The organism is Granulosicoccus antarcticus IMCC3135, from assembly GCF_002215215.1.
GTDB lineage: Bacteria > Pseudomonadota > Gammaproteobacteria > Granulosicoccales > Granulosicoccaceae > Granulosicoccus > Granulosicoccus antarcticus.
This window is the reverse complement of the sequence record NZ_CP018632.1, coordinates 7020390-7045516: the sequence shown is the minus strand read 5'-3', so window position 1 is coordinate 7045516 and position 25127 is coordinate 7020390. Positions and strand designations below refer to the sequence as shown.

Here is a 25127-nt window from a genome sequence, read left to right as displayed (position 1 = left end):
AGCATGAGTTTATCTATTAGCATTAATAATACAAAGAGCAAGGAGCGTATTGCTGGGTCACAAGCCTCGATCAGTCTTTCACTTTTTCACCTGCATCATTTGCTGGCTGCAGGTGTGGGCTTGGGTGAGGCGCTGACGGAGTTGAGTGAAATGGAAACCAACCGGCGTATTCGACAAGTCTGGCTTGGTGTGACATCCAGAGTCGAGGCCGGCGAAAGTCTGTCCGAGGCCATGGCCTCAAAGCCTCGTATCTTCAGTGCCTTGGTCATTGCACTGATTCGATCGGGTGAAATAAACGGGCAGCTGGCAATAGCCTGTGACAATGCTCGTGAGTTACTGGAATGGAATCGGGCGACGAAAGCGCGTATGGCCACCGTACTGCTTTATCCGATGTTTGCCTTGCTGGTTCTGCTGGCAGTCGTTGCCTTTTTATTCATCAGCGTGGTGCCCTCACTTGAAAACTTTCTTGCTGCGGGTAATGCAGATCTTGCCTGGCATACGCGTGGGTTACTGGCATTGTCTGATTGGATGGGGCGCTTGTATGTGCCGTTGATCGTTTGCCTGACGAGTCTTGTTGTCTGCACGATGGCTCTCAGGCAATGCAATGCGAATTTCAAACTCTTCTCGGATCACTGTCTGTTGAGGTTACCAGTTGCCGGAGCGTTGATTTGTGAACTGTCACTGAGTCGCTACGCAATCGTCTGTGGACGCTTGTACCGCAGTGGTATTGAGCTGGAGCAATCAATGAAAATCAGCGAAGATCTGGTGGTCAACAAAGCCCTTGGGCAAGGTTTGATTCGTGCCAGAACCTTGATGATGGCAGGTACCTCCCTGGGTGAGGCCTTGTCCGGGATCAGCCTCATTCCCGCCTCTTTCCGGCGTTTATTGGCTGCCGGGGAATCTGCAGGTGCGTTGGGTCAGGCAATGCTGCAGGCAGGTGATCAACGACAGCGTCATGCTCAACACCTGGTCGAACGCATCGAAAGATTGGCGGGGCCGGTGACATTGATGGTGGTAGGCGTCAATCTGCTGTGGATTGTGATTTCAGTACTGGGACCTGTCTACGATTCAGCCATTAACGCTGTGATGCAATCATGAATCCATTCAAAATTTTCAGAAACAAACCTGCAGATCATCAGCTGGTAGTTGTACTTCAGGGGGATCAGGCTTATTGGTTCCGCTGGCACGGACAACGGCTGGAGGGTACTTTTACAGAGCAGATGACGGCTGACTCACTAAGCAAGCAATCACATTGTCCGTGGATAGAAGTCGGAGAGAATCAGGCTGAGTGCAAGGTACAGCTGGTACTCGATACCTGCCAGGATGAAGTGGATCGCGTGAAAGTCGAAGACTTGTCCGATGGCTGGAAAAGGACTATACAGCGGCACAGAATGGCCAGTCGTTTGCGACGTGATTATCCCCTGGCAAACATTCATCAATTGCCCGTTTACGCAGCCCCTGATGTGCTGAGTATCGTGCATCACATCATTCCGACCAGCTGGGAAGAATGGCTGACTCAGCTGCAAAGTCAGGATGTCTGCATCACTCATGTCGCGACCAGTCTGCAGTTGTTGAGTGAGTGTTCAGGCAAGGGGATACGTCTTGCAGGTTCACATCAGGAATCTCGGGGCGGTAGATATGGCGGACCTGTTCTTTTCAGTCTGTTGCTTGATACCGAGCGAAGGCATTTGCTGCTAGATGGCGGTGTGCCAATGTTCATGCGTTTGGTGAGTGAGGAGGGCGCTGCTGATGCTTTCGTTGCAGGTGCAGCAGGTGCTGCTGATGTTATCGGTCCGGATGTTGTGGAGACAGGTTTGCTTGAGACTTTGCAGCATGTCAATGAGCAGATAACGCAGAATCAGCTATCGGTACAAGTAGCGGTACCGCTCGCACCATGGCCTGAGTTGGAGTCGCGTCTACACGCAGCCAGTGTGCTTGCGGCGTTGAGTCAAGGTCACCCTGTCGAATTTGACACTCTGGCCTTGAACGGTGTTGAAGGTGGCAGCTCAGAGCTGCAGCCTGGTGAAACGGTTTTACCCAAAAAGACGGGTATGTGGTTGCTCGCTCTGAGACGATTGCTTGTATGGGTGTGTGGCAGATTTCACCGACAACAGGCGGGCCAGAGACGCTGGCAGTTGACGAATGAATTTCGCTTTGTCAGGCATTTTCTGCAGGCTTCCATCATTCAGAATGCTCAACGTCTGCGCATTCAGAAACTACAGCGGGCTACGCTGATATGCGCCTGGATGGCAACAGCGAGTGTTGCCATTGCTTCTGTACACGGGATTACAAGTGCTCGGCAAAGAGCACAACTGACAGACCAGAAGCAGCACCTGGCTCAGAAGATAGATGTACTGTCAGAATCGGTGAGAGAGTTGAACGACAGACCCGAGTTTGTGGTGCGTTCAGTTGCACGGATTGAGGATCACGCAAGCGCCAGGCCGATGGATGCGGTCGGAGTGCTTGCCACGGTAGCCAGTGCCATCAATGATTATCCGGCGATTGTACTCGACAGCCTGTCCTGGTCGGTTATGCCTGATAACCAGCCGATCGATCTTGCCTTTACCGCAATGTCTCAGATTCCTCAGCGTGAGCAGCTTTGGCACGCAGATTCGACGGTTGAGAAATTGCAGGTGGAGATTTCTGGCACGGTGATGGATGTGGAGGCGCAGGGATTGCGAGAGCAGCAACGAGTGCTGGATTCCTTTGTCGTTCACCTGCAGACGCTGCCCAGTCTGGTTGAGGTGAACGTCATGGAATCTCCGGTCAATGCGGCTCGCTCCAGCGAACGTGTCGATGATGAGGATTCAAGCTATCGCCTCTCTTTGCAGCTGAGGACATACTGATGTTGCAGTGGTCCCTGTCCCTGGCTATCGTGCTGGGTTTTCTCGCTGTGGGGTTGGGCGGCAACTATTGGTTCTCAAGCTCCACCAGTGACACGATTGAAGATGTCAGACTGACCCGTTCGCAATACCAGACTCTGGAACAACAACTTAATCTGTTGCAGTCGCCAGGCATTACGCCTTTACTGAATACTTTGCAGGAGGATATGGATGCTTTGCAGATCCGGCTGGTTGAGGTAATGACACAGCAACCTTTGCCTACCGGTGTGGTGCAGGTTGAGTATGAGCAAAGCGTGCTCCCCCACAAGCTGGAAGAGGGCAACGGCGAATCAATCAGTGTGCTGAGGTTAACGCTTGATCTGGCCGTTCTGCATGCCATGGGCTTGCTGGAAATGTTCGATCGCATTGATCGCTCAATCGGTATGTGGCCCTATGAAACTCGAGCTTGTGAGCTACACAGGTTGACACAGCAGGGACTGAGTGCCCAGTGCGTTGTCGACTTTTATCATTGGAGTGACAGTGCTGAAAGAGATGCGGCGCAATTGCCACCTGTGTTGTTCGAGTCACCATTCGGGTCGGTAGCATGAGCAGGGCAGGCACAGTGGAGGTGGTCTGTAGAGTCGATGCGGGACTGACTTGTTTTATCTCAGCTGCGAGCGTTACTGCACGCGTTTTTACAGGCTTTGTCGTCCGCGTTGTTGAGTGTGTTATCGAGGGTGTTGGTGCAAGATTGCTCGTGTTCACTTGTGCCAGCTTTCCCGTACTGCTGCTCTCATGGGTTGCCATGAACCTTGCCCATGCTGAAAACTCGGAAGATGCCATTAAAGGTCATCGCCTGTTTTTCACAGAAGCACAAAGAAAACAGGTAACAGAGCAGATCTCGGAACAGTCTTCATACAAGCTATCGGATGCTGAAGCTGGGCTTGAGACAGCCGGAAAAGAAGCTCATTCGATAGCGGCAGGGGAAACCGATGAATCGCTCAAGGCCCCTTCGCCTGAATCGCCGGTTTCTCGTCAAGCTCAGAGCCCTGCAATGGCACAGGGAGGTACTGTCGATAACTACCAGGTTTATTTTTCGGGACTGGTTGTTGGGCTTCGTGGAGCCGGTGTTCTGGTCAACGATTTGCCATGTCAGTTTGAATCTGCGGCATGGAAAAGGACGGCCTCAGAGCCCTTGTCGCTGGATTGCTCTGGTGTGAAAAATGAGGCTCTTGTCTTGACGCTGCTGCCACGCAGTGGTGTGTTGATGGTGAGTGATGCAGGCGGACGAGTGCATCGGCTCGTGCCGGGCGAACAATGGTGAGCGTTCGCAGTCAGCAATCCGGTTTCGCCATATTGCTGATGGTGTTCGTCTTGCTGGGTGTGGGTCTCACCGGTTTGGGCCAAGTGTCGGGTTTGCATCGGGTCTCCGGTTCGGCATTCACTACTGACCAGTACGCACTGCAAGCAGCTCGGCAATCCTTGTTGAGCTACGCCGCACTCTATCCATTTCACTACGGTGCTCGTGGTGCAGGTCCGGGTCATCTGCCTTGTCCGGATACTGACTTTGTGAGAGGGGCGCCTTGGGAGCAATCATCAGGCAGGGACGGTCCCAACCCGCCTTGTGGATCTGGTTCTGTTGCCAATGGGCAGCTGCCAAGACACGTGAACCTGGGGGCTCATCGATATCTATTTCATATCGAACCATTTCAACGGCTGGAATATAGCGTGTCATCCGGAGTGATCAACAACCCGGTGAATCGTATCGTCAATGATCAAATCATTCGAGGAGAACCGACAGCATCACCGTTCCTGGCATGGGTGCGGCAACCGCCCGTCGAGCAGGGACCGTCGAAGAAGGCTTTCTCGAAGATCGCCATCACGCGCCGGTCGCTCTTGCCTGGAGTCAAACGATCGGTCTCTGCCTGGTTTGTCTGGCAGGTCAATCATCACGCGGCGAATGTGTGTTTGCCACTACCTTCGCCCTCGGAATGGGCGCAGGGGCTTGATCCGTTAAGCCTCATTGCGACAAGAGAGACTGTTGTCACTAATCAGCCTGCATCGGAATCTGTGAGTGAGGAGTCCGAGCCGTGTCTGGAGCGTTTGCCGCCTGATTCTAGCGAAGAGGGTTGGGAGCTGGAAGGTGTGCCACTGGACTCCCACTGGTTTGTGCGAAATCGGTGGTATGAGCGCATCGTTATCAGCGCATCAGAGCCGTGTAGAGGCGAGGTGCTCGGTATTTGCAATCTAGTGCTCGATGAGGATCGCGCTGATTTTGAGCAGTCTGGGGATAGCCTTGGCACGGGGAAGTCTGATGAGCGCCTGCATTTTATCTGGCGAGTCATTTGATGATTGAGCACAAGTTCCGTCAGCGCGGAGTGACTCTGGTTGAAATGGCGCTGGTGCTATTAATACTGGGTGTGTTGACCCGAGCAGCCATTACGCCCTGGGCGGCTGTGCAAAAGCACCGGAACTATCGTCTCGCAGAACACCAGTTGCAGACAATCAAGGAGGGCATATGGGCACATGTCATTGCAAGCGGAGTGTTGCCTTGTCCTCTTGCACTGAATCAACTGCCGGTATCAGTGGGGTTAACGATGACGCCTGTAGGGGCATTGCAACAGGGGTCTGTAGGGCAAGGGCACTGCCGGATTACACAAGGAGGTGTGCCAGCACGAGAGTTGGGTCTTGCAGGGTCGTTGTCTTCCAGCGGAGCCTTGCTCGACCCATGGAACCGACCCTATCAGTTGGCGGTTAGTCTGGTCAGTCATGCTGAGCGAGGTTCTGTCTCGCAACCGGACTGGACGACAGTAGGAGAGGTATCGAGTGTCGGTATTGCCGAAATGGTTGCAGATCTTGTCTTGTGCAACCGTGCTGTCGGCGCGCGCTGCCCGGGCACTGATACGCGTGCCAATCAACTTACGTTCGTTGTGTTTTCGACAGGGGCGGATGCCTCATCTGCTGGTGAACAGTCCGAGAATCAGGATGCCGATACCGTATTCACTTTGCTGGAACAATCGGTAAGCGCCGAGAGCCCTTTTGATGATCTGCTGATATGGGGTACGGCATCCGAGACACTGTACTGGATGTTGCGAGCAGGCTGGCTGCCTTGATGCCTTGGCGAGATGGCGACACCATAGGCCCGTAACTTACGGTTTTCTCACGAGCTAGGCAGGAGTCGGCATTTGCAGTACCGTGGGCTATCGGATTCTCAAAGGCGGTGATGAACAGTGTGGAAGATCGTGCTCGCTCTATTGCTTGTGGTAACCGTGGCAGGCACCTATGTATTGCAGAAGGGGGATTCGGCAATCATGGTGGATACGGTAAGTGTTGCACGCGGCAATATTGACTCGCGACTGCAATTGACCGGCAAGGTTATCAATGACCGCACTGTTATTCTGACCGCCCTGCTCGATGGTGAAATCATGGCGATCCGGGCACGGGAGGGCGATGTGGTGAAGGCCGGTAGCGTGCTGGCAGAGCTGGACTCGCGCCAAGCCAAGGCGCTGCTGGACAAGGCGAGTGCCGAGTTGGTATTGCAGCAACAAGCTGTTGATGCAAGCTCCAGAAACTACGAGCGAACCAAACTCCTGTTTCGTGAGGAAAACGCCTCGGAACAGGCGCTGGATGACAGTCTGGATGCCAGACTTGCTGCCGAGGCATCTCTGCAGGCGGCGCAGGCTACCCTGACCTTGAATCAGTTACGACTGGATAATGCCTTGATCAGATCGCCCTACGATGGCACGGTCATTCAGCAAAGCGCTGAGACCGGCCAATGGCTGGAGGCCGGGCAAGCATTGTTCACGGTCGTGGCGACAGAAGGAATGGTGATCGAAACCCCCGTCAACGCCACTGACTGGCCCAGGCTGAGTGTCGGACAGAAGGTTGAGCTGACATCTGAGGTCAACTCTGACATTCACTGGAGCAGCATGCTTGACTGGATTGCTCCTACGGTTACCGACGATGATACGGAAGGCAAGGTTGTTGCTGTCCGTTTTCCGCCCGGAGAAGGTGCTCCTGCCTTGTTGTTGGGACAGGAGGTGGATGTAGATCTGTCACTGGAGCAGGTAGAAGATGTGCTGGTGGTACCGTTTCAGGCATTGCAAGAAGAGACCTCTGGTGAATTCATTGCTTTCGTGCTCCAGGGTGATCGTGCAGAGCAACGCAATGTCAGCATCGGGTTGAGCAGCTTGAGTGAAGCTGAAGTTGTCGATGGATTGATCGAGGGCGACGAGGTCATCATTCCGGGCGGACAACAGTTGCATGATGGCCTGGTTGTGAGTCCACGCCGGTGAGACAGAACAGCCAGGGTAACGGCCTGTCAAACCACTGCAAGTGTATGCGACAACTGTGATCAGTCTGACGGGAATAAACAAATCGTTCCAGAGCGGTAGTGTATCGGTGGACGTATTACACGGTGTTGATCTGAGCATTGATGCCGGTGAATTTGTTGCCATCATGGGGCCCTCCGGTTCGGGCAAGAGCACCTTGCTAAATCTGATCGCCTGCCTGGATGTTTTTGATAGCGGTGAATACCGTTTTGCGGGCGAAAAGGTAGAGAGTCTCGATAGTGACGGACTTGCACAATTACGCGGACAAGGTATCGGCTTTGTGTTCCAGAACTTCAACCTGATTGGCCAGTTCAGTGCGCTGCGTAATGTCGAGTTGCCGTTGATCTATGCGGGTATCAATCGGGTGGAGCGCCGCGCAAGAGCACTGGAAAAATTGAGTCATGTCGGCCTGGCTGATCGGGTATCACACCGTCCGGTAGAACTCTCGGGCGGTCAGCAGCAACGGGTTGCGATTGCCCGGGCACTGGTCAATGAGCCGGATGTCATCATTGCCGATGAGCCGACAGGTAGTCTGGATAGCGAAACCGGGCTGGAGATCATGCAGCTTTTCTGTACTTTGCACGCGCAGGGTAAAACGATTGTCATGGTCACTCACGAGCAGGAAATAGCAGATTTTGCCAGCCGGATCATTCGGCTCAAGGATGGACGTATTGTTGATGATCGTCCAGGCGGTAATGTTCGAGTTCTGGCAAGTGCAGATTCAAGTGATGCTGATGTGAAGACCGAGCAGGTAAAACGCTCATGAATCGTTTTCTGGATAGTCTTCAGCAAGCCATGGACGCACTGTTCGATCACAAGCTGCGTACCGCTTTGAGCGTTCTGGGTATCACTATTGGTATTGCGGCTGTCATGGCGGTTAGTACGATCAGCAAGGGTGGCAGCTATGTCATCTATTCCGAACTGGAGACTTTCGGTCTCAATTCGGTATGGGTCTACAGAGACAGGCGCACGGAGAACAATGGCCGCGCTCAACGGCAGGGAAGCGGTATTGTGAGTAGTGACTTTGTCAGTCTGCAGAAGGAGCGTGAGGTACTGGGTATCCGCAACATGTCACCTGTCATCAACTTGTCGGGTCGACAACAGGCCAGTCAGGCCCGACGTAGTAGTCAGGCGCAGGTACTGGGGGTTGGGCGTGATTACCCGTCCATCGTCAATGATGAGCTACTCGATGGCCGGTTCTTCAACTCGCTGGATATACAGGAACGTCGTCCGGTAGCGCTTGTCGCTCCCACCATCGTTGAACGCGTTCTGGATGCAAGCCAGGATCCGGTGGGCCAGACAATACGCATCACCGGGCGCAGGTTTCTGGTCATTGGTGTCTTGGCATCGAAGAGTCGGGACTTTTTGTCGAGCATTGGCTCGGCCGGTGGCCAAAATGCCAATGATCGTATTCTCATCCCCTACACGACTCTACAGCTCATGAAGGGGAGTAAGGAGATTGGCAGTTTGCAATTGGAAGTGGATGTTTTTGAAGAGGCAGAAACCGTTGCACAGCGAGTCAGGCAACGCCTGAAGCAACGTCACCCGGATGGCTTTGAATACGATTCGGGGACTATGTCGACTTATATTGTTACCGCCAATCGTATTCTTGGCGGTGTCGCGGTCATTGGTATCGTGGCGGCCTCAATCTCTTTGCTGGTCGGAGGCATGGGCATCATGAACATGATGGGTACCTCGGTACTGGAGCGTACTCGCGAGATTGGTGTCAGGAAAGCCATTGGTGCTACTGAGCGTGACATCCTGATGCAATTCCTGCTTGAAGCCGGCTTGATCAGTGTCACAGGCGGATTACTCGGTTTGCTGCTGGGTGGTCTGGCCAGTGTCGCACTGGCTGTGGTTACAGGCTTTCCAGTCATGCCCTCCTTGATCAGTATCGTGGGTGCTCTACTTGTGTCGATCGTGGTGGGGGTACTGTCTGGCTATTTGCCGGCTCGCAGAGCGGCGAAGATGAAACCAGTGGATGCGTTGAATACACAATAAGCGCTCTATGACAGTAGAGCAATATATTCTCACGGAGAAACCATGAAGCCATTTACCGACGAGTCCGTTGAGGCAGCTTATTTTTCGTTGCCTCATGCCCATCAGGTCGCTGCACTGCAGTTGCGTGAATGGGTTCATGAGGTTGCCGCCGGGCTTGATGCCACGGGCGGCGTCAAAGAAGCTTTGAAATGGGGGCAGCCGGGATATCTACCTGTAAAGCCTAAGGTGGGCAGCACGCTCAGAGTCTGGCGTTACGATGATCAGGACGTAGCCTTGTACTTCAACTGTCAGAGCATGCTGGTTGAAAACTTTCGAACCTTGTTTTCTGATGATCTGCGCTATTCAAAAAACAGGGCCGTCCTGTTCAATGTGTCTGAACCCATGCCAGAGGCATTAGCTAAAGACTGTATACGGATGGCCCTGTATTATCATTACGATAAGAAATAACGCAAGTCTGGTATCAGGCAAAACCTGCCGGTTCCCACTGATCCATCGTTTTCTGACGAGCTCTGTCGAGTCTTTCCGACATCAGGCCTGCGAACAGTTTCAGCACCGCATAGCCGAAAGCCGGTTCTTCTTCGCAGTGAGCCAGAATGATGCTGCCGTCGAATTCGAGTAGCTCTGAATCCTCCAGTGCCCGCGCCTGGAAGTTCCATCGGTAGGGTGGGATGAGCCAGGACCAGCCGAGCATTTGGCCTGCCTTGAGTTTCTGTATTTCCAGAGAGGGTCCCTCCAGAGCTGGAACCTGGACACTGATCGCGCCACTTTTCAGCAGGTAGAACTTGTCGGCACTGGTTCCGAGTTTGAACAGAACATCACCTTGCTTGATATTTACGACACCCGCTGTGTCGGACAGAAATTTCTTGCTCTGTTTATCCAGCTCGGAGAAGAACGCATGAGTGCTCAGATAGTCTTCTATCGATTGTTGAGTCATGTTTTACCAGCCTCTTGTTTTCTACAGGTTTATGTCAGATTCTGAATATTGCCTTGTTGAAATTCATGTATACACGATCACACTTAGTATTGCACAGGCAGTATGTTGCGACCGGTTTCACTCAAAATAGTAATAATGCCCGAAGGTTATTTGACACTCATCGCTGGGTGTCTGATATTCATGCAAGAATCACACGCCAATAAGCCTTTGAAACAGGCCACGCTGCCTCGGATTTCTCACATTCTCGACTATGTTCAACAATTTGAGAAACTCGGTCGAATTTGCAAAGTAGTTGGGATAGGCGGCTTTGATGCCACCGACGGCGGCACTGGAAACCAGCGCAACAACGGTGCGAGGATTATCGATGGTCTGCTTCTCTAGTGCGATATAAGCTTTCTCCGCGGCGGCACTGTCCTGGTATCGGTACATGACTGCAGAGACTGATCTATTGATGGTGTCTATCTTCAAAAGCACATAGCCACTTCCGGGTAGCTCGCTCAATCGATCATCAATGATCTTCAGGGAATTGAAAAACGCTTCCAGTTTTCCTGCGGCATCAACCGACTTGGACAGTCGTTGAGTCTCCAGACAATCGATCAAGAGCTCATCGTCGTCTTGAATGATTTTCATATAGCTGTCAAATTGACGCTGATATTCAAGCTGGCTGAAGATATGAACACTTTCCATCAGGGCGAATTGCCGACTGACTGAGGCGAAGAAGTCTTTCCATTCAGGGTCCCCCTGATTGGATTTCAATGCCTGTCCCGTGAACAGGTCGACAATCTCGACAGCGGTTGCCCAATAGTGCTGTATGCGTGTGCGGACCTGAATTTCTATACTTCTAGACAAGCCGGTACCGTCTGGAAATTTTCCTACCAGGTGCACGCTGCGATAACCATCCTCTTTTGGCGACTCGATATAGTCCATGACTCGAATGACACTTTCTGAGGCACGAAACTCCGGGGATTTCTTCAGCTCACGAACGATTTTGCGAAGTTTCTTTTCGGTAGAAATGATCGCTCGACAGCCGCCGATATCCTGCATCCGGTTCAGCTGCATTCGTCCTTGACTACGCTGCAGTTTGGAGACGATGGATGCGGTGCGCTTCAGGCGCCTTGCAAAGATGGCATCACGATCAATTTCCTTGGTGACGCGTTGCAGCGGAACAAAGGCGGCCTCCAGAGGTTTTTCATGACAATGGCGCCAATACGAAAGCACATCCATGGCTGTTGAAATGTCGGCCAGATCAGCATCCGTTTCGGCTAGCTTGTTACCTGCCTTGTTGATCTGGTTGCCGGAGTATGCCGTGTTCGACATGAATATGATTTCTCAGGGTTTTTTCTGAGTATATACGAGCAGGGGGTGGATCGTTATCTGATGTCCGGCCGGGGGCAATCCTTGTCCCGACCGTTAAGGGATCGTGAAACAATCCCTAAGCTCTAACTGTCGTTAGCAGTCTGACTTCTTGTCAACAAGCTCCCGTCCTGTCTGCTGGCAAAGTTCTAGCAGGGCTGCCAGCTGTGCTTCGTCAACTTCATCATTAGCCAGAATCAGTCGAATGCCGTAGCGTCCCTTGTATTGGGCATAGTCCACATAAGGCCCACCGTTATTCATCATGGCTTTGCAGATACCAATGTTCAGTGCTTTCAGCTCAGCCTCGTCTGTCATGGTTTCGGGGCGATATCGAAACAGGATGTTGACGTAGGCGGCAGGTGCCAGCATCTCGAGCGTGTCGCTGTTGTTGATCAGTTCGACGCAGGTGCTCTTCATTGTCTGTAGTTGATCGATTTTGGCAGCAAAGCCCTGATTGCCGATCGCTTTCCAGCTGAGCCAGACTTTCAGGGCATCGGCACGTCGTCCACACTGGATGGAGCGTTCTCCCAGATTGTAATCAGCGTTCTCGTCAGCATGAAACAGATACTCGCCACCACCGCCCGAACAGCAAGACTTCAGCGCTCCGGCCTGCTTCACCAGAATGACCGCCGCTGTAATGGGAACGTTCATCAGCTTGTGGGCATCCCAGGTAAATGAATCTGCCAGATGGCTGTCTGCCAGCAAATGCCGATGTTGTTCGGAGAACAGAATCGGGCCGCCCCAGGCGCCGTCGATATGCAACCAGATGTTGTGCTTGCGGGCAATCTCACTGCAAGGGGCCACCGGATCATAGGCACCGGTCACCGTTGTGCCTGCGGTGAGTCCGATATAAAAGGGCAGGTGGCCTTTGGACAGGCTGTTGTCGATCTCCTGTTGCAGTGCGACGGGGCAGATTCGGCCCTGATCATCCGAGGCCACTGCAATCAGGTTGTCGGTACCAATGCCCAGCACGTTGGCAGCCTTCTGGCCCGAGTAATGGGCCTGGTCGGAGACATAGGCCACCAGCGTGCGCCCGGATGGACCTTGGCTCTTGAGGTCGGGGCAGGCATGGTGACGTGCCAGCATCATGCCGATCAGATTGGCCTGGCTGCCACCGGCCACCATGACACCTTCTGGTTGATTGCCGTCCTTGTCAAAACCGACGAGCCTGTTCCACTGGTGAATCAGTTCCAGCTCCATCAGAGTCGCTACCGGGCCCACCTGGTAGGTATGCATGGTGGCATTGCTCAGGCTGGTGATCCAGTCACCGAGCAGGGCCGGCTTGTTCTGTCCCGAGTACAGCAGCTTGTAGAAATCGCTCTTGTAGACCGCGGGGTTGTAATGCAGGTAAGCCTTGACGGCATCCTCCAGAGACTGCATGTCAGAGCCCTCGTCTGCCAGGCTGACATCAAGAATTTGCTTGAGCTCAGCCGCGGAAGGAGCCTGTGAAGTGGGGCGATCTTCTGGAACCCATTCCTGCACAGCACGTGTCAGCACATCCAGATAATCTTGCATTGTGTAGCAGCCTCGAGCGAACAGTGTTTTTAAGATGAGTCAGTATAGAGAGCTTCGCCTGGCAGCGACCAATGCTGTTTTATTGGGTATCAGTTACTTTCGGGCATAGCCTGCTAGCCGACCGGTGAATGATTCTGGTTGTACATGTCCTGCAAGTATTGCCAGAAGCGTCCGGCTGACTGGCTTCGTGGCTGGCGCAGGCGATACAGTCGGATGCTCAGATCCACCCGCGGGAATTCTTCACTCAGCAGCTGCAGATCAGCGTTGTCCAGTTCACGTCGTATCAGGCTCAAGGGTAGCCAGGCCATGCCATAGCCTTGCAGGACCAGAGCTTTGAGGGCTTCTGACAAGGCATTTTCACAGGCAATCTCGATTGGCTGATCCTGGTTGAGATGAGGCAGGCAGTCGCGTTGCAATATGTCGCCAAAAAAGCTCTCCGCCGGGTGTGCAACCAGCTTCAGAGGCTCATCGCTTGAGTGGCCATAGCGGGGTTGCCCCTGCGGGTTCAACGCTGTTACCGGAACGAACTGATCCACGCCCACTTGCAGGCTTTCCACATCATCGCGGTGCAGCTGCGCTGAGATCTCGGCCGAGGAATAGCACAGCAGAAAATCCCCGTCGCCTGCCAGAAACGATTGAATGTTCTCTTGCAGGTGGCCGGTTTCAACCTTGATCAGAGCGCCACCCGACAAAGCCTGCAGGGTTTGCATCCAGGAGGGGAAGAAGGAGACCGCCAATGCCTGCTGGGATATGATCACCAACTGCGCACGAGCGGCACTGATGTCCTGCATCTGACGGCGTACCGCCAGAATCTGGCCTGAGAGCAAGCGCGCTTGCTCGGCAAACGCTTGTCCTGCCGGTGTCAGAGCGGTGGGATGCTGATTGCGATCAACCAGGCTGACACCCAGCCAGCTCTCCAGTGAGCGAATGCGCCGGCTGAAAGCGGGTTGAGTGACAAAGCGGGCTTCCGCCGCCTTGGAAAAGCTGCCCAGTTCGATCAGGGCAATATAGTCATCAAGCCACTTCAGTTCCATTCATTACCTTTCAGATGCCGAGTGCCGGAAGCGCCACGCGGGTCGCCTCGATCAGCCTATACCGAAAAGTAACTGAACGCTCCATAAATGGCATTGGTCAATCGGTATCGCGCAGATCTATTATCTGCTCAACAGATAACCCAACCCAGGTGGACTCATGGAATACTTGAAAAAATCGGATGCTCCCGTTGCTGCCAACGATGAGCGTATACAGGAAACGGTCAAGACCATGCTGGCGCGCATCGAGGCCGATGGGGAAAGTGCGGTGCGTGAGTACGCCGCGCAGTTCGATAACTGGCAAGGTGACTTCATTCTCAGCGATGCCAGGCGTGCCGAACTCATCGCCCGGGTTCCAGAGCAGACGCGTCAGGATATCCAGTTTGCCTATCGACAGATCAAAGGCTTTGCCGAGGCACAGCGTGCCAGCCTGACCGAGTTTGAAGTCGAATCGGCACCAGGTGTCAAACTGGGCCAGAAAATCATCCCGGTCAATTGTGCCGGCTGTTATGTGCCCGGTGGCCGCTACTCGCATGCCGCTTCTGCGCTGATGAGTATTGCGACCGCCAAGGTGGCGGGTGTGGAAACCATCGTCGCCTGCTCTCCACCCAAAGATGGCAGCATCAATCCGGCTATCGTCTACGCCATGGATCTTGCTGGTGCCGATATCATTCTGGAAATGGGCGGTGTGCATGCGGTGGCCACCATGGCCAAGGGGCTTTTCACGGGAGTCAGTGCCGATATCCTGGTGGGCCCGGGTAATGGTTATGTGGCCGAAGCCAAGCGTTTGTTGTTCGGCGAAGTCGGTATTGATGTCTTCGCTGGTCCCACCGAATCTGCCATCATTGCTGACGACAGCGCTGACCCGATGACCATTGCCGTCGATCTGGTCTCACAAGCCGAACATGGCTACGACTCACCGGTCTGGCTGTTCACCACCAGTCGTCGCATTGGCGAGAAGGTGGCTGAACTGATGCCCAAGGTGGCGGCTGATATGCCCAACCAGGAAGTGGTGCAATCGGCCTGGGATGTTCACGGCGAAATCATCTTTTGTGAAACTCGTGAAGAGTGTGTTCGCATCAGCGATGAATATGCCTCCGAACACTTGCAGGTTCTGACACAGGATACCGACTGGTGGCTTGAGAATCTGAAGAACTATGGCTCACTATTTCTGGGTGAGGGCGCAACCGTGACCCACGGTGACAAGTGCTCTGGTACCAATCATATCCTTCCAACCAAGCGGGTTGCCCGTTATAGTGGTGGCTTGAATGTTCACAAGTTCCTGAAGATACTGACGTATCAGGAAATCAGTGAAGAGGCCAATCTGGATTTCAGTGCAGTGGGTTCACGAATCTCCAGAGTGGAAGGCATGGAAGGTCATGCACGTGCCTGTGACTGGCGCTTGCGCAAGTATTTTCCTGAAAAGGAATGGGATTTTCCAGTGTACGATCAACAACACTACGAGTAGCCAGCCGCTCTGATGAAAACTTTCGGAAAATCATTTACTCAGCAAGAGGCGATTCCTGAAGCGGGTATCGAGGCGGCCATTGAGGTCATGCGATCGGGTCGCTTGCATCGCTACAATACCTTGCCGGATGAGAAGGGCGAAACAGATCTGCTGGAGATTGAATTTTCCGAATACCTGGGCGTACCTTACGTGCTGGCCTGTTCTTCGGGCGGGTATGCCTTGCATGTGGCCATGCAAGCCGCCGGGGTGGAGCGTGGCGACAAGGTTCTGTGTAATGCCTTCACGCTGGCACCGGTACCAGGCGCCATACACAATAGTGGTGCCGTACCGGTGCTGGTGGATGTGGGTGAGGACTACTGCATCGATCTGGATGATCTTGACGCCAAGGCTGCCAGCAGCAAGGCCCGGTATTTCATGCTCTCACACATGCGTGGGCATATTGTCGATATGGATCGGGTCATCGATATCTGTAATCGTCACCAGCTTTTTCTGATTGAAGATTGCGCCCATACCATGGGTGCCAGCTGGAATGGCGTGAAAAGCGGTACCTTCGGTGATGTCGCCTGTTTCAGTACGCAGACCTACAAGCACATAAACTCCGGTGAAGGCGGCTTTCTGACCACTCGCCATGCTGATGTCATGGCGCGTGCCATCATGTATAGCGGCTCTTACATGTTGTTCGACAAACATCATGCCGCACCGCCCGTCGAGACGTTTGAACAGATTCGCTACGACACACCTAACTACAGTGGTCGCATGGATAACCTGCGTGCTGCCATTCTCAGGCCTCAGTTGGCCGATATTGAAACGCAGTGCCAGCGCTGGAATCAACGCTATCGCATTCTGGAAGCAGCACTTGGCAAGTGTTCACATATTGTTGTCCCAGAGCGTCCCGCGGCTGAAGAGTTCGTGGCCAGTTCCATCCAGTTTTCATTACCCGGAACCGCGGCTGATGTCATGCGGCAGCTTGTAAAAAACTGCGCCAATCAGGGTGTGGCACTCAAGTGGTTTGGTGATGCCGAACCTGAAGGCTATACCAGTCGCTACGATAGCTGGCGCTATATCGCTGATATGCCGCAGCTGCCCAAAACCGAGGCCATACTCTCGACCTTACTGGACATGCGTATTCCGCTGACTTTTTCTGAAGAGGATTGTCAGCTGATCGGGGAAGTGATTGTTGAGGTGGTTGATTCGATGATGGGAGCTGAATAGCAGGCTCTGCAAAAGTTCGTCCTGAATGGGCGAACTCTTGTCGAACTTCTGCCGAGCTACTGCCTGGGCAGATGATGAAAACGCAGAAACGTATTGCCAGTCTTTTCCGGATGCTGCAGGGTGATTGTGCCGCTGTGTTCCTTGAATGCCATGCGACTGTCCAGAAGGTGTTGGTTCAAGGCATCCGGGTTTGCATAGCGAAAGTCCATGCCGACAATGCAAGGCTGGTTGTCGGCAAGTACCGCTGCCGGTATTTTGCCTAGATCCGCCTCAATGCTGTGTCTTGAGAGTATCTTGAGACTACCGTTGGCTGTTTCCAGCTGAAAGCCGCCACTGACAGCCAGACTGTCACCATACAGTGCTCCGAACTTCTCCAGAAGCTGCTCCTGACTATCGGGTTCGGCCATGATGGTGACACCGCAGATGCCGTACACCGAATTGGCATGTTCCAGCCATTGCGGCACATAGATAAGCTCGGGTCGATGCTGCTGGCAAAGAAAGAAGGATAGCCTGGGCCAGCGTGAATCTGGCAGTAATGCAAGGGTGGTGCGAGTTCTGTCCTGCTGACCATCGGGCAGGGTCACGTCCCTGCCAAACTCCAGATGCCCCGCAGGCGTAAATCCTGCTTGCTGTGCCTGGCGTGCATCAACCTGCGAGTCGGTGCTGTGCAGGGCTGTCAGGGCGACACCTTCTCGCTGCATCAGATGAGCATGGACATGCCGGCCAAATCGAAAGTCACCGGCTGGCACCTCATCAATCAGGGTGTCATCATAGATGCCCATGATTTCAAGCAGGCAACCATCAAACATGGCCAATGAGGTGCTGGTGCCCCAAGGGTGTTTGCCAATGGCCGTCATGTTGAAGCCCATGGCAATCAGTCGCTCACGCAGCTGGACAATATCGTGTACCGCAACCAGTGGATGGTCGATGCCGAAGGATGCATTCATAGTCAGATTCCGGATCAGGTTATTGTTTTACAAGCCTCGGGCCTCAGACGAAGCAGACTTTGGCAGGGCCGATATTACGCGCTTTGGAGAAGGCATTCACTGGGTTATCGCGGAGCTGCCTCATAGTCGCAGTGGTCGACGTTTTCCAGAGGGCGCTTTTCGCTTTGTGTCTATGACGTTATATTGATCAGATGTTCTTTCGAGAGCGTGTCAGTCCAACCAGGTGGAGACTTGAATCATGATCGGAATCGTAGGGTGTGGTGCCATGGGTGGAGCCATGGTGCAAAGGCTATTGGAGCAAGGTCAATCGCTTGTTTGTCATGACGCAACCCCGGAGGCCCGGAGGCATATGGCCGCAACCGGTGCTGAGGTGGTGGATGATCTGGCTGCGGTGGCCAGCCGTTGTAAAACCATTATTCTGTCTTTACCTAAAGCCGATATTGTCAGAGCCGTGATGAGCGATCTTGGCCCATTACTGCAAGCCGGTACTGTGATTCTGGACACCTCGACCTCAGAGCCCGATACCACGAGAGAGCTGGCAGCACAGGCTGAAAAGGCTGGTTATGTGTTCATTGATGGCCCGGTCAGTGGCGGCCCCAATGGTGCGCGCAATGGCACCATGACCATGGTCCTGGGTGGAGCGGCAGAATCGATTGAGAGTCTGCGTCCTCTGCTGGCACAGCTGACAGCCAAAACCGTTCACATCGGAGCGTCAGGGTCAGGTCATGCGACCAAAATTGCCAATAATCTGCTATGTGCTGCCAACCTGGCTCTGATGGGTGAAATGGCACGCTTGGCAGAGACTCAAGGGGTGAGTCTGGAGAGGCTTCTGGAGGGCGTCAATGCAGGCTCTGGACGCAGTGGGGTCAGTGAAGTCAACTTTCCGTTGTGGATTCTGAATGAACAATATAACTCAGGCTTTACCATGGGTTTAATGCGCAAGGATGTCGGACTGGCGGTGTCTCTGGCTGAGCGTACAGAGCTTGATCTGCCGGCTACCCGCGCCATTGCCGCCATTTGGGAGGCGAGTCGTGATGGCCTGCCCGATAGCGCCGATTTTAATGAAATCTACAAACTCGGAAATACCCCTGATGTCTGATCGCAAGCAATTGTTCGCAACACTGATGGTAGAGTTTGGTCTGGGTGCCGTGCCACAGAGTCTGATTGGGGGAGAGCTGCATGATGGGCAGGGTGCCCGGATTACATTGGAAGATCCTTACACACGGTTGACACTGGCAGAGTACGCTGACTGCGATGCCGGTCTGGCCAACCGGGCTTGCGACTATGCACAACAGGCCCAGAAGAGCTGGGCACAGGATTACAGCGCTGCGGCACGAGGCAATGTCATGCAGTCGATCGCCGCCCTGGTTGAGCAGCATGTCGAATCACTGGCAAAGCTGGAGGCGTTAGTGGCGGGCAAGCCGCTGCGAGATTGTCGGGTGGAAGTGTCGAAGGTGGTGGAAATGTTTCGTTACTATGCCGGATGGGCTGACAAGCTGCACGGCGAAGTCATTCCCGTACCATCGGGCCATTTGAACTACACGCTGCGCGAACCCCTGGGTGTGGTTTTCCAGATCACCCCCTGGAATGCGCCAGCGTTCACCGCCGGATGGCAGATTGCACCGGCCATCGCTACGGGCAACGGTGTTGTTATCAAACCCAGTGAGCTGACGCCAGTGACCAGCGTGGCACTAGTGCGATTGGCCGAGCAGGCGGGCTTGCCGAAAGGTTTGGTGAATGTATTGGCGGGTCTGGGCCCGACAGCAGGTGAGGCGGCTATTGCACACGATGCAGTTCGTAAAGTAGTGTTTGTAGGTTCGCCGGAAACCGGTCGAATCGTTGCCACCTCTGCCGGGCGTGCGCTCAAACCCGTGGTGCTGGAATTGGGCGGAAAGTCTGCCAACATCGTTTTTCCGGATGCCAATCTGGAAGCCGCTTGTCGAGGTGCGCAGGCAGCCATCTTCTCGGCAGCCGGTCAGAGCTGTGTCGCTGGCTCTCGCCTGCTGGTTCACAAGGATATTCAGGAACAGTTTCTGGCCATGCTGGAGTCGGGTATGAAAAAGCTGACGCTGGGGGATCCCCTGGATGAGTTGACCGAAATCGGGCCTATCAGCAATGCCCGACAATTCCGGCATGTTCGTGACATGGTGCAGGATGCACAGCAACGCGATGGCGGGCGCGTGATTGCTGGCGAGCCTCCAGCAGGCGAAGGTTTATTCGTATCACCGACCATACTGGCCGATTTACCACTGGATGCGGCTGCCGCACGCGAGGAGATCTTTGGTCCGGTCGTCACCTGCCTGGCCTTTGATGATGAAGCCGATGCGGTGCAGATTGCCAACAGTACCGACTTCGGGTTGGCAGGGGCGGTCTGGACCGCCGATGTGGGGCGAGCTCACCGCATTGCCGCGGCTGTGCGAGCCGGCACTTTCTGGATCAATAGCTACAAAGCCATCCATGTCTCATCCCCCTTTGGCGGCTCCCGCTCTTCAGGATTCGGGCGATCCAGCGGCACGGATGCACTGATGGAATACACTAGCCCCAAGAGTGTCTGGATCGATACTGCCAGCACCTCTCGCATTGCTTTTGGCTATGCACCTGATACCTGAGATTAGTCATTGATGGAACCTGCTCAAACCCCTTCTGCTGGTAATCAGTTTGCCTTGTGGCAACTAGGGTTCCGGCCCTTCTATCTGTTGGCCAGTATTTATGCCGCCGCATCCATCCTGCTATGGGCTGCCCAATTTGCAGGCTGGCTACCCCTGAGCTATCTGCCCGGGCCTGTCTGGCATGCACACGAAATGCTGTTTGGATTCGTATTGCCGGTGATCGTAGGCTTTCTGCTCACCGCCGGTCAAACCTGGACGGGCCACAAGACCTTGAGCGGGTATCCGCTGATGCTGCTGGCTCTGGTGTGGGTATGCGCACGGATATTGACCTTGACACCGTATGGCTGGGCGGCGGCGGCCGCTAATGCTGCGTTTCCCTGGGCTGCGGCCATTGCGCTGGCTATACCGTTTGTTCGCAAGGGGGTGCGGCGTAATTATTTCTTCGTAGGCTTGCTGGTATTGCTGGGAGCGGCCTCGTTTGGCATGCATGCCACGCGTGTGGGCATGCTGAATGTGCCAGCCCGGTTGGCGGTGCAGTTTTCGATGGATATCGTCTTGTTCATCATGGTGGTGATGGCGGGTCGGGTCGTACCGCTGTTTACCAGCAAGGGTGTGCCGGGTACACAACCACAACGCTTGGCATGGCTGGAATATGCGGCCCCTGGCGCTATTTTGGTGGTACTGCTGGCGGATACCCTCGCGCTTCAGGGCCAGGTTCTGGCTGTCCTGTTATTGATTGCCGCTCTGCTACAAGCCAAACGGCTGTCGCTGTGGCAACCCTGGAAGACCTTGCAGACACCGCTGGTCTGGGTGCTGCATCTGGCTTATGGCTGGATCGTTTTACATCTGCTGTTGCGCGGCCTGGCAGAGCTTGACTGGATTACCTCTTCAACGGCAACTCATGCATTGACGGTAGGAGCCATCGGTACCTTGATCATGGGCATGATGACGCGCACGGCTCGTGGCCATACGGGAAGGGCGCTGAAAGCGGATCGCTTTGATATCAGTTGTTATGTGCTGATTCAGATAGCCGCGGTGGTGCGTGTATTCCTGCCTTTGTGGGTGCCGCATTTACTGATGCCATCGGTAATCGTCTCCGCCTTTCTGTGGTCATCGGCGTTCGGTTTGTACGCGATACGCTACTGGCCGGTGCTGACACGTGTCCGTATTGATGGGCGGCCTGGTTGATTCGATCACATCTGGCTTTTCTGAATATTTTCTGAAAACGGGCCAAAGCTCATCGATTAGAGGTATGCTCGGCGGTCGACTACGGTAGCGCTATAGTTCACTTAATTTTGCGTTTACTGTTTCACGAGCCTCATGCTTCGGTTGACACAAAACCGAGCTCATACCGATTATGAGTAATCCTGATGAACAGCATTGCCAGTCCCAAAATAGCGACCTCTTATTCCGTCATTTTTGTGGTCGCCGGTGCGCACCTGATCAACGACTTGATCCAGTTTCTGGTGCCTGCGCTTTATCCGCTGTTTAAGAATAACTTCGAGCTGAGCTATTTGCAGCTCGGCTATATTACGTTGGCGCAGCAAATCACGGCCTGTATTCTGCAGCCCGTCATGGGGCTGTATGGCGATGTGAAACCCAAACCCTTTGCGCTTGCAATATCACTGGTGATCGTTGCACTGGGTGTGCTGTTGCTGGCCACTGCCGATTCTTTCGCCTTGTTATTGGTTGCAGCGGCTGTTCTGGGGGTAGGTTCAGCATTATTCCATCCTGAAGCATCGCGCGTTTCTCGCATGGCATCTGGTGGCAGGCTGGGGTTTGCCCAATCCACTTTCCAGGTGGGTGGCAACACCGGAACCGCATTGGGGCCCTTGGCTGTCGTATTACTTGTCCTGCCTTTAGGTCAGTCTGGTATTTTCTGGTTCAGTTTTCTGGCTGTAGTCGGGATCATCATGCTCATCTGGGTTGCACGATGGTTTGCAGAACACCAGCGGATGCTCAGTGCGAGAGGGACGGTCGCCAATATTCGCGCTGAAATCCCCCGTAAAAGCCTGATTATCGCCTTTGCTGTCATTGGCGCATTGCTACTAAGCAAGTTTGTTTATATAGAAACTTTCAAGAGCTATTACAACTTTTTCCTGATCGAGAAGTTCGGGCTGGAGATCGGGGAGGCGCAAACCTATCTGTTCATCTTTTTGGGGGCGGTGGCGGTGGGTACCTTTTTCGGTGGACCCATTGGTGATCGTCTGGGCCGCCTGAAAGTCATCTGGGTGTCCATTCTGGGGGCACTGCCATTTGCGTTGCTACTGCCTCATGTGAATCTGTTTGGCACCGTGGCATTGAGCGTCCTGGTAGGCCTGATTCTCTCCTCGGCTTTCCCGGCGATCGTTGTCTACGCGCAGGAGCTGTTACCCCAAAAAGTAGGTATGGTTGCAGGCTTCGTTTTCGGATTTGCTTTCGGAATTGGTGCGATTGGTGCGGCAGCACTGGGAGCTCTGGCCGACCATATCGGAATGCAGCAGGTGTTCAGCTACTTCTCACTGCTTTTATTGCTGGGTTTTCTGACCGTGTTCTTGCCGAAAGGTGAAACACTTTCTTAGAGCCTCTCATCTATACGAGCCAAAAGCACAAGTAGCAATCACTCGGCTGTATAGTCATCAGTTTCTCGGTGATTCGAGGGGCATTCGTTGAATTCGATGGAAAGGGACAATCCGAGAGTGAAACCTTCACACAGCGAGGAAGCACCCTTCACAGCGCGTGATTTGCTGCTCTACCTCATCACGGTCGTGTCCTGGTCTGGATCATGGTATGCCCTGAAAGTGAATACCGGCTATGCCGTGGCGCCACCGGTATCGACTTGCTGGCGTTTCCTGCTGGCTTCCGCCTTGATGTTCATGATCGTTGTGATCTCCAAAGGTCCGCTCAAATTTGGCTGGCGCGCGCATCGCGCTTTTGCCTTGATGGGTGTCTTCATATTCTCGACGAATTTCATTTTTTTCTACTACGCATCAACCCTGCTCGTATCTGGCTTGCTGGCCGTTGTCTTTTCACTGGCTTCGGTGGTCAATCTGGCGATTGGTGCCCTGCGTGGTGAGCTGGCAGGGCCGCGCCGATGGTTCGGTGCCGCGCTCGGTGCGGTGGGGATTGTATTGCTTTACTGGCCGGCGCTAAAAGAGGGCGGGGCCGGTACTCTGGGGCTGTTTCTCTGCCTTGGTGGGACGCTGTCTTTCTGCATTGGCAATCAGATCAGTCAGTCCATGAAAACGTACGCGGTGCCTGTCATGTCCGCTTCAGCCTGGGGCATGGCCTATGGGGCGCTATGGAGTGCTGTCTTGTCTGCCGGCGCAGGCTTTCCCTTCGTCTATGATACCGCCCCTGCCTACACAGGGTCGTTGTTGTACCTGGTGCTTGTGTCGACAGTTCTTGCGTTCTGGGCGTACCTGAATCTGATCAAGAGCATCGGTGCTGGTCGAGCGGCCTATGCCACGGTGATGTTTCCTGTTTTTGCACTGCTTTTATCGACTGTTCTGGAAGGGTACGTGTGGACCTCACTCGCCGTTTTTGGCGTATTACTGGCTCTTACTGGCAACGTATTCGTGCTTCGCAGTGCGCGGCGACGAGGGGCTGAAGTGCCTACGCCGGTTGTGTAGTGCTTGTTTTACGACGTCTGAAGGTAGTGTGGTGCGACGAACTCGGTAATACCATCATCGTCATTAATGGAGACCTGTATGTCCAAACATAGCGCTCAGCTTGCCACTCTTTCTACCCCTTGCCTGGTGCTTGATGAGGCAAGGATGACCCGCAATATCGATCGTCTCGCCGATCGTGCGCGCAGTCTGGGAGTTACGCTGCGGCCGCACCTGAAAACCGGTAAGTCAGTCGATGTGGCGCGCCGCGTGTTGGCCGATGCAAATGGTCCTGCAACCGTGTCGACACTGGCAGAGGCCGAAACCTTTGCCGCAGCCGGTATGAACGACATTACTTATGCGGTTGGCATTGCTCCGAACAAGCTTGACAGGGTGGTGGCGCTTCGCCAGGGTGGCTGCGATCTGGCGGTTGTGCTTGATTCAGTTGCTCAGGCCGAAGCGGTGGCGGCGGCATCACGCGACTCTGGTCAGTGCATTCCGGCCTTTATCGAGATAGACAGTGACGGTCATCGAGGCGGTCTGTTGTCAGGCGATCCCGCCCTGATCATCATTGGGCGAATTCTGCATGACAACGGCGCCGAGTTGCGAGGAGTGTTGACGCATGCGGGTGAAAGCTATGGTGCAGTGGGAGCGCAGGCGCAGGCCGTGTTCGCCGAGATGGAGCGTGCCGCCACTGTGGCGGCGGCTCAAACCCTGCGTGCCGCCGGTTTGCCGTGTCCTGTGGTGAGTGTGGGATCCACCCCGACCGCTCATGCGGCAACGGATCTGACGGGTGTTACTGAACTGCGTGCCGGGGTATATACCTTCTTTGATCTGGTGATGACCGGCATTGAGGTGTGTACGCTTGACGACATTGCCCTGTCTGTCCTGACCACGGTGATTGGTCATCAGTCGGAGCGCGGTTGGATAATGGTCGACGCCGGCTGGATGGCCCTGTCGCGAGACAGAGGCACCGCCGCACAAGCGCTGGATCAAGGCTATGGGGTGGTCTGTGATGTCGATGGGAATGTTCTGGATGAGCTGATTATCGTGCAGGCCAATCAGGAGCATGGGGTGATTGCCTGCCGCCCGGGAAGCAACAGGCGCTTGCCGGAGTTTGCCATTGGTACCCAGCTGCGCCTTCTGCCGAATCACGCCTGCGCAACGGCAGCACAACATGGATTCTATAATGTTCTGCCCATTGCTGAGGATGCGCCACTGATGGAATGGCCGCGCTTTGGTGGCTGGTAGAGACAGGGTAGCTCCGTCTGTGATGCTGTTGGTCGGTATCTGGCTTTGCCGTCATCCAGATAGTTG

Annotated in this window: 23 protein-coding genes; 18 read left to right on the top strand and 5 right to left on the bottom strand. The window is 54.2% G+C overall.

Annotation, left to right across the window (positions count from 1 at the left end; translation table 11 throughout):
• The first annotated feature begins 3 nt into the window (after positions 1–3).
• From IMCC3135_RS30585 to IMCC3135_RS30540, 10 genes are all read left to right on the top strand, one after another.
• Complete coding sequence (locus tag IMCC3135_RS30585) at positions 4–1098, top strand: type II secretion system F family protein (RefSeq protein WP_088921041.1); 1095 nt, start codon at positions 4–6, stop codon at positions 1096–1098.
• Positions 1095–2846, top strand: a complete 1752-nt coding sequence (locus IMCC3135_RS30580) for a hypothetical protein (protein ID WP_088921040.1) — start codon at positions 1095–1097, stop codon at positions 2844–2846. Before IMCC3135_RS30585 ends, IMCC3135_RS30580 begins: the two co-directional genes overlap by 4 nt.
• Complete coding sequence (locus IMCC3135_RS30575; RefSeq protein WP_088921039.1) at positions 2846–3430, top strand: hypothetical protein; 585 nt, start codon at positions 2846–2848, stop codon at positions 3428–3430. Before IMCC3135_RS30580 ends, IMCC3135_RS30575 begins: the two co-directional genes overlap by 1 nt.
• Entirely contained in the window at positions 3427–4146 is a 720-nt protein-coding gene (locus IMCC3135_RS30570; RefSeq protein WP_088921038.1) for a hypothetical protein, read from the top strand. Before IMCC3135_RS30575 ends, IMCC3135_RS30570 begins: the two co-directional genes overlap by 4 nt.
• Positions 4140–5171, top strand: a complete 1032-nt coding sequence (locus IMCC3135_RS30565) for a hypothetical protein (RefSeq protein WP_088921037.1) — start codon at positions 4140–4142, stop codon at positions 5169–5171. The genes IMCC3135_RS30570 and IMCC3135_RS30565 overlap by 7 nt, the downstream gene beginning before the upstream one ends.
• On the top strand, positions 5171–5935 hold the full coding sequence (locus IMCC3135_RS30560; RefSeq protein ID WP_088921036.1) for a type II secretion system protein: 765 nt from the start codon (positions 5171–5173) through the stop codon (positions 5933–5935). The genes IMCC3135_RS30565 and IMCC3135_RS30560 overlap by 1 nt, the downstream gene beginning before the upstream one ends.
• A 129-nt stretch (positions 5936–6064) precedes the next feature.
• A complete protein-coding gene (locus tag IMCC3135_RS30555) occupies positions 6065–7117 on the top strand; it encodes an efflux RND transporter periplasmic adaptor subunit (RefSeq protein ID WP_157736382.1) in 1053 nt (350 codons plus the stop codon).
• A 106-nt stretch (positions 7118–7223) separates the two neighbouring features.
• Positions 7224–7919: an ABC transporter ATP-binding protein gene (locus tag IMCC3135_RS30550; protein ID WP_236994696.1), complete on the top strand. Its 696-nt coding sequence runs from the start codon at positions 7224–7226 to the stop codon at positions 7917–7919.
• The gene (locus IMCC3135_RS30545; RefSeq protein ID WP_088921033.1) at positions 7916–9154 is read left to right on the top strand and encodes an ABC transporter permease; all 1239 of its coding nucleotides are present in this window, start codon (positions 7916–7918) and stop codon (positions 9152–9154) included. The genes IMCC3135_RS30550 and IMCC3135_RS30545 overlap by 4 nt, the downstream gene beginning before the upstream one ends.
• Positions 9155–9196: 42 nt before the next feature.
• Complete coding sequence (locus IMCC3135_RS30540) at positions 9197–9601, top strand: DUF1801 domain-containing protein (RefSeq protein ID WP_088921032.1); 405 nt, start codon at positions 9197–9199, stop codon at positions 9599–9601.
• 13 nt (positions 9602–9614) lie between these two features.
• Here IMCC3135_RS30540 and IMCC3135_RS30535 read toward each other — a convergent pair whose 3' ends face one another.
• The 4 genes from IMCC3135_RS30535 to IMCC3135_RS30520 form a co-directional block, all read right to left on the bottom strand.
• Positions 9615–10088, bottom strand: coding sequence for a Crp/Fnr family transcriptional regulator (locus IMCC3135_RS30535; protein ID WP_088921031.1), 474 nt, complete (start codon positions 10086–10088; stop codon positions 9615–9617).
• Positions 10089–10277: 189 nt separating this feature from the next.
• Positions 10278–11405 (bottom strand): RelA/SpoT domain-containing protein, encoded by a 1128-nt coding sequence (locus tag IMCC3135_RS30530; RefSeq protein ID WP_088921030.1) that lies wholly within the window; start codon positions 11403–11405, stop codon positions 10278–10280.
• Between the two features lie 132 nt (positions 11406–11537).
• Positions 11538–12956 carry a pyridoxal phosphate-dependent decarboxylase family protein gene (locus IMCC3135_RS30525; protein ID WP_088921029.1) on the bottom strand — a complete coding sequence of 473 codons (1419 nt, stop codon included), beginning with the start codon at positions 12954–12956 and terminating at the stop codon, positions 11538–11540.
• Between the two features lie 113 nt (positions 12957–13069).
• Entirely contained in the window at positions 13070–13990 is a 921-nt protein-coding gene (locus tag IMCC3135_RS30520; RefSeq protein WP_088921028.1) for a LysR family transcriptional regulator, read from the bottom strand.
• Between the two features lie 157 nt (positions 13991–14147).
• Between IMCC3135_RS30520 and hisD the strand changes: the two genes are divergently transcribed.
• Positions 14148–15455: a histidinol dehydrogenase gene (gene hisD / locus IMCC3135_RS30515; protein ID WP_088921027.1), complete on the top strand. Its 1308-nt coding sequence runs from the start codon at positions 14148–14150 to the stop codon at positions 15453–15455.
• Positions 15456–15467: 12 nt separating this feature from the next.
• Entirely contained in the window at positions 15468–16667 is a 1200-nt protein-coding gene (locus IMCC3135_RS30510; protein WP_088921026.1) for a DegT/DnrJ/EryC1/StrS family aminotransferase, read from the top strand.
• Between the two features lie 56 nt (positions 16668–16723).
• On the opposite strand, the gene IMCC3135_RS30505 is transcribed toward IMCC3135_RS30510, so the two are convergent.
• On the bottom strand, positions 16724–17614 hold the full coding sequence (locus IMCC3135_RS30505; RefSeq protein ID WP_088921025.1) for a VOC family protein: 891 nt from the start codon (positions 17612–17614) through the stop codon (positions 16724–16726).
• A gap of 238 nt (positions 17615–17852) precedes the next feature.
• Between IMCC3135_RS30505 and IMCC3135_RS30500 the strand changes: the two genes are divergently transcribed.
• The 6 genes from IMCC3135_RS30500 (at position 17853) to IMCC3135_RS30475 (ending at position 25061) form a co-directional block, all read left to right on the top strand.
• Positions 17853–18713 (top strand): NAD(P)-dependent oxidoreductase, encoded by an 861-nt coding sequence (locus IMCC3135_RS30500; protein ID WP_088921024.1) that lies wholly within the window; start codon positions 17853–17855, stop codon positions 18711–18713.
• Positions 18706–20223: an aldehyde dehydrogenase family protein gene (locus tag IMCC3135_RS30495; protein WP_088921023.1), complete on the top strand. Its 1518-nt coding sequence runs from the start codon at positions 18706–18708 to the stop codon at positions 20221–20223. The genes IMCC3135_RS30500 and IMCC3135_RS30495 overlap by 8 nt, the downstream gene beginning before the upstream one ends.
• 12 nt (positions 20224–20235) lie before the next feature.
• Positions 20236–21411, top strand: a complete 1176-nt coding sequence (locus tag IMCC3135_RS30490; protein WP_088921022.1) for an NnrS family protein — start codon at positions 20236–20238, stop codon at positions 21409–21411.
• 182 nt (positions 21412–21593) lie between these two features.
• Entirely contained in the window at positions 21594–22784 is a 1191-nt protein-coding gene (locus tag IMCC3135_RS30485; protein ID WP_088921021.1) for an MFS transporter, read from the top strand.
• 117 nt (positions 22785–22901) lie between these two features.
• Positions 22902–23834: a DMT family transporter gene (locus IMCC3135_RS30480; RefSeq protein ID WP_205737788.1), complete on the top strand. Its 933-nt coding sequence runs from the start codon at positions 22902–22904 to the stop codon at positions 23832–23834.
• Between the two features lie 78 nt (positions 23835–23912).
• Positions 23913–25061, top strand: coding sequence for a DSD1 family PLP-dependent enzyme (locus tag IMCC3135_RS30475; RefSeq protein ID WP_088922172.1), 1149 nt, complete (start codon positions 23913–23915; stop codon positions 25059–25061).
• The last annotated feature ends 66 nt before the right edge of the window (positions 25062–25127 follow it).

Bases quoted from the DNA above. Each gene is read 5' to 3' on its own strand.
- IMCC3135_RS30585 (WP_088921041.1), top strand. From the start codon at position 4: ATGAGTTTATCTATTAGCATTAATAATACAAAGAGCAAGGAGCGTATT.
- IMCC3135_RS30580 (WP_088921040.1), top strand. From the start codon at position 1,095: ATGAATCCATTCAAAATTTTCAGAAACAAACCTGCAGATCATCAGCTG.
- IMCC3135_RS30575 (WP_088921039.1), top strand. From the start codon at position 2,846: ATGTTGCAGTGGTCCCTGTCCCTGGCTATCGTGCTGGGTTTTCTCGCT.
- IMCC3135_RS30570 (WP_088921038.1), top strand. From the start codon at position 3,427: ATGAGCAGGGCAGGCACAGTGGAGGTGGTCTGTAGAGTCGATGCGGGA.
- IMCC3135_RS30565 (WP_088921037.1), top strand. From the start codon at position 4,140: ATGGTGAGCGTTCGCAGTCAGCAATCCGGTTTCGCCATATTGCTGATG.
- IMCC3135_RS30560 (WP_088921036.1), top strand. From the start codon at position 5,171: ATGATTGAGCACAAGTTCCGTCAGCGCGGAGTGACTCTGGTTGAAATG.
- IMCC3135_RS30545 (WP_088921033.1), top strand. From the start codon at position 7,916: ATGAATCGTTTTCTGGATAGTCTTCAGCAAGCCATGGACGCACTGTTC.
- IMCC3135_RS30540 (WP_088921032.1), top strand. From the start codon at position 9,197: ATGAAGCCATTTACCGACGAGTCCGTTGAGGCAGCTTATTTTTCGTTG.
- IMCC3135_RS30535 (WP_088921031.1), bottom strand. From the start codon at position 10,088: ATGACTCAACAATCGATAGAAGACTATCTGAGCACTCATGCGTTCTTC.
- IMCC3135_RS30530 (WP_088921030.1), bottom strand. From the start codon at position 11,405: ATGTCGAACACGGCATACTCCGGCAACCAGATCAACAAGGCAGGTAAC.
- IMCC3135_RS30525 (WP_088921029.1), bottom strand. From the start codon at position 12,956: ATGCAAGATTATCTGGATGTGCTGACACGTGCTGTGCAGGAATGGGTT.
- IMCC3135_RS30520 (WP_088921028.1), bottom strand. From the start codon at position 13,990: ATGGAACTGAAGTGGCTTGATGACTATATTGCCCTGATCGAACTGGGC.
- hisD (WP_088921027.1), top strand. From the start codon at position 14,148: ATGGAATACTTGAAAAAATCGGATGCTCCCGTTGCTGCCAACGATGAG.
- IMCC3135_RS30510 (WP_088921026.1), top strand. From the start codon at position 15,468: ATGAAAACTTTCGGAAAATCATTTACTCAGCAAGAGGCGATTCCTGAA.
- IMCC3135_RS30505 (WP_088921025.1), bottom strand. From the start codon at position 17,614: ATGAATGCATCCTTCGGCATCGACCATCCACTGGTTGCGGTACACGAT.
- IMCC3135_RS30500 (WP_088921024.1), top strand. From the start codon at position 17,853: ATGATCGGAATCGTAGGGTGTGGTGCCATGGGTGGAGCCATGGTGCAA.
- IMCC3135_RS30495 (WP_088921023.1), top strand. From the start codon at position 18,706: ATGTCTGATCGCAAGCAATTGTTCGCAACACTGATGGTAGAGTTTGGT.
- IMCC3135_RS30490 (WP_088921022.1), top strand. From the start codon at position 20,236: ATGGAACCTGCTCAAACCCCTTCTGCTGGTAATCAGTTTGCCTTGTGG.
- IMCC3135_RS30485 (WP_088921021.1), top strand. From the start codon at position 21,594: ATGAACAGCATTGCCAGTCCCAAAATAGCGACCTCTTATTCCGTCATT.
- IMCC3135_RS30475 (WP_088922172.1), top strand. From the start codon at position 23,913: ATGTCCAAACATAGCGCTCAGCTTGCCACTCTTTCTACCCCTTGCCTG.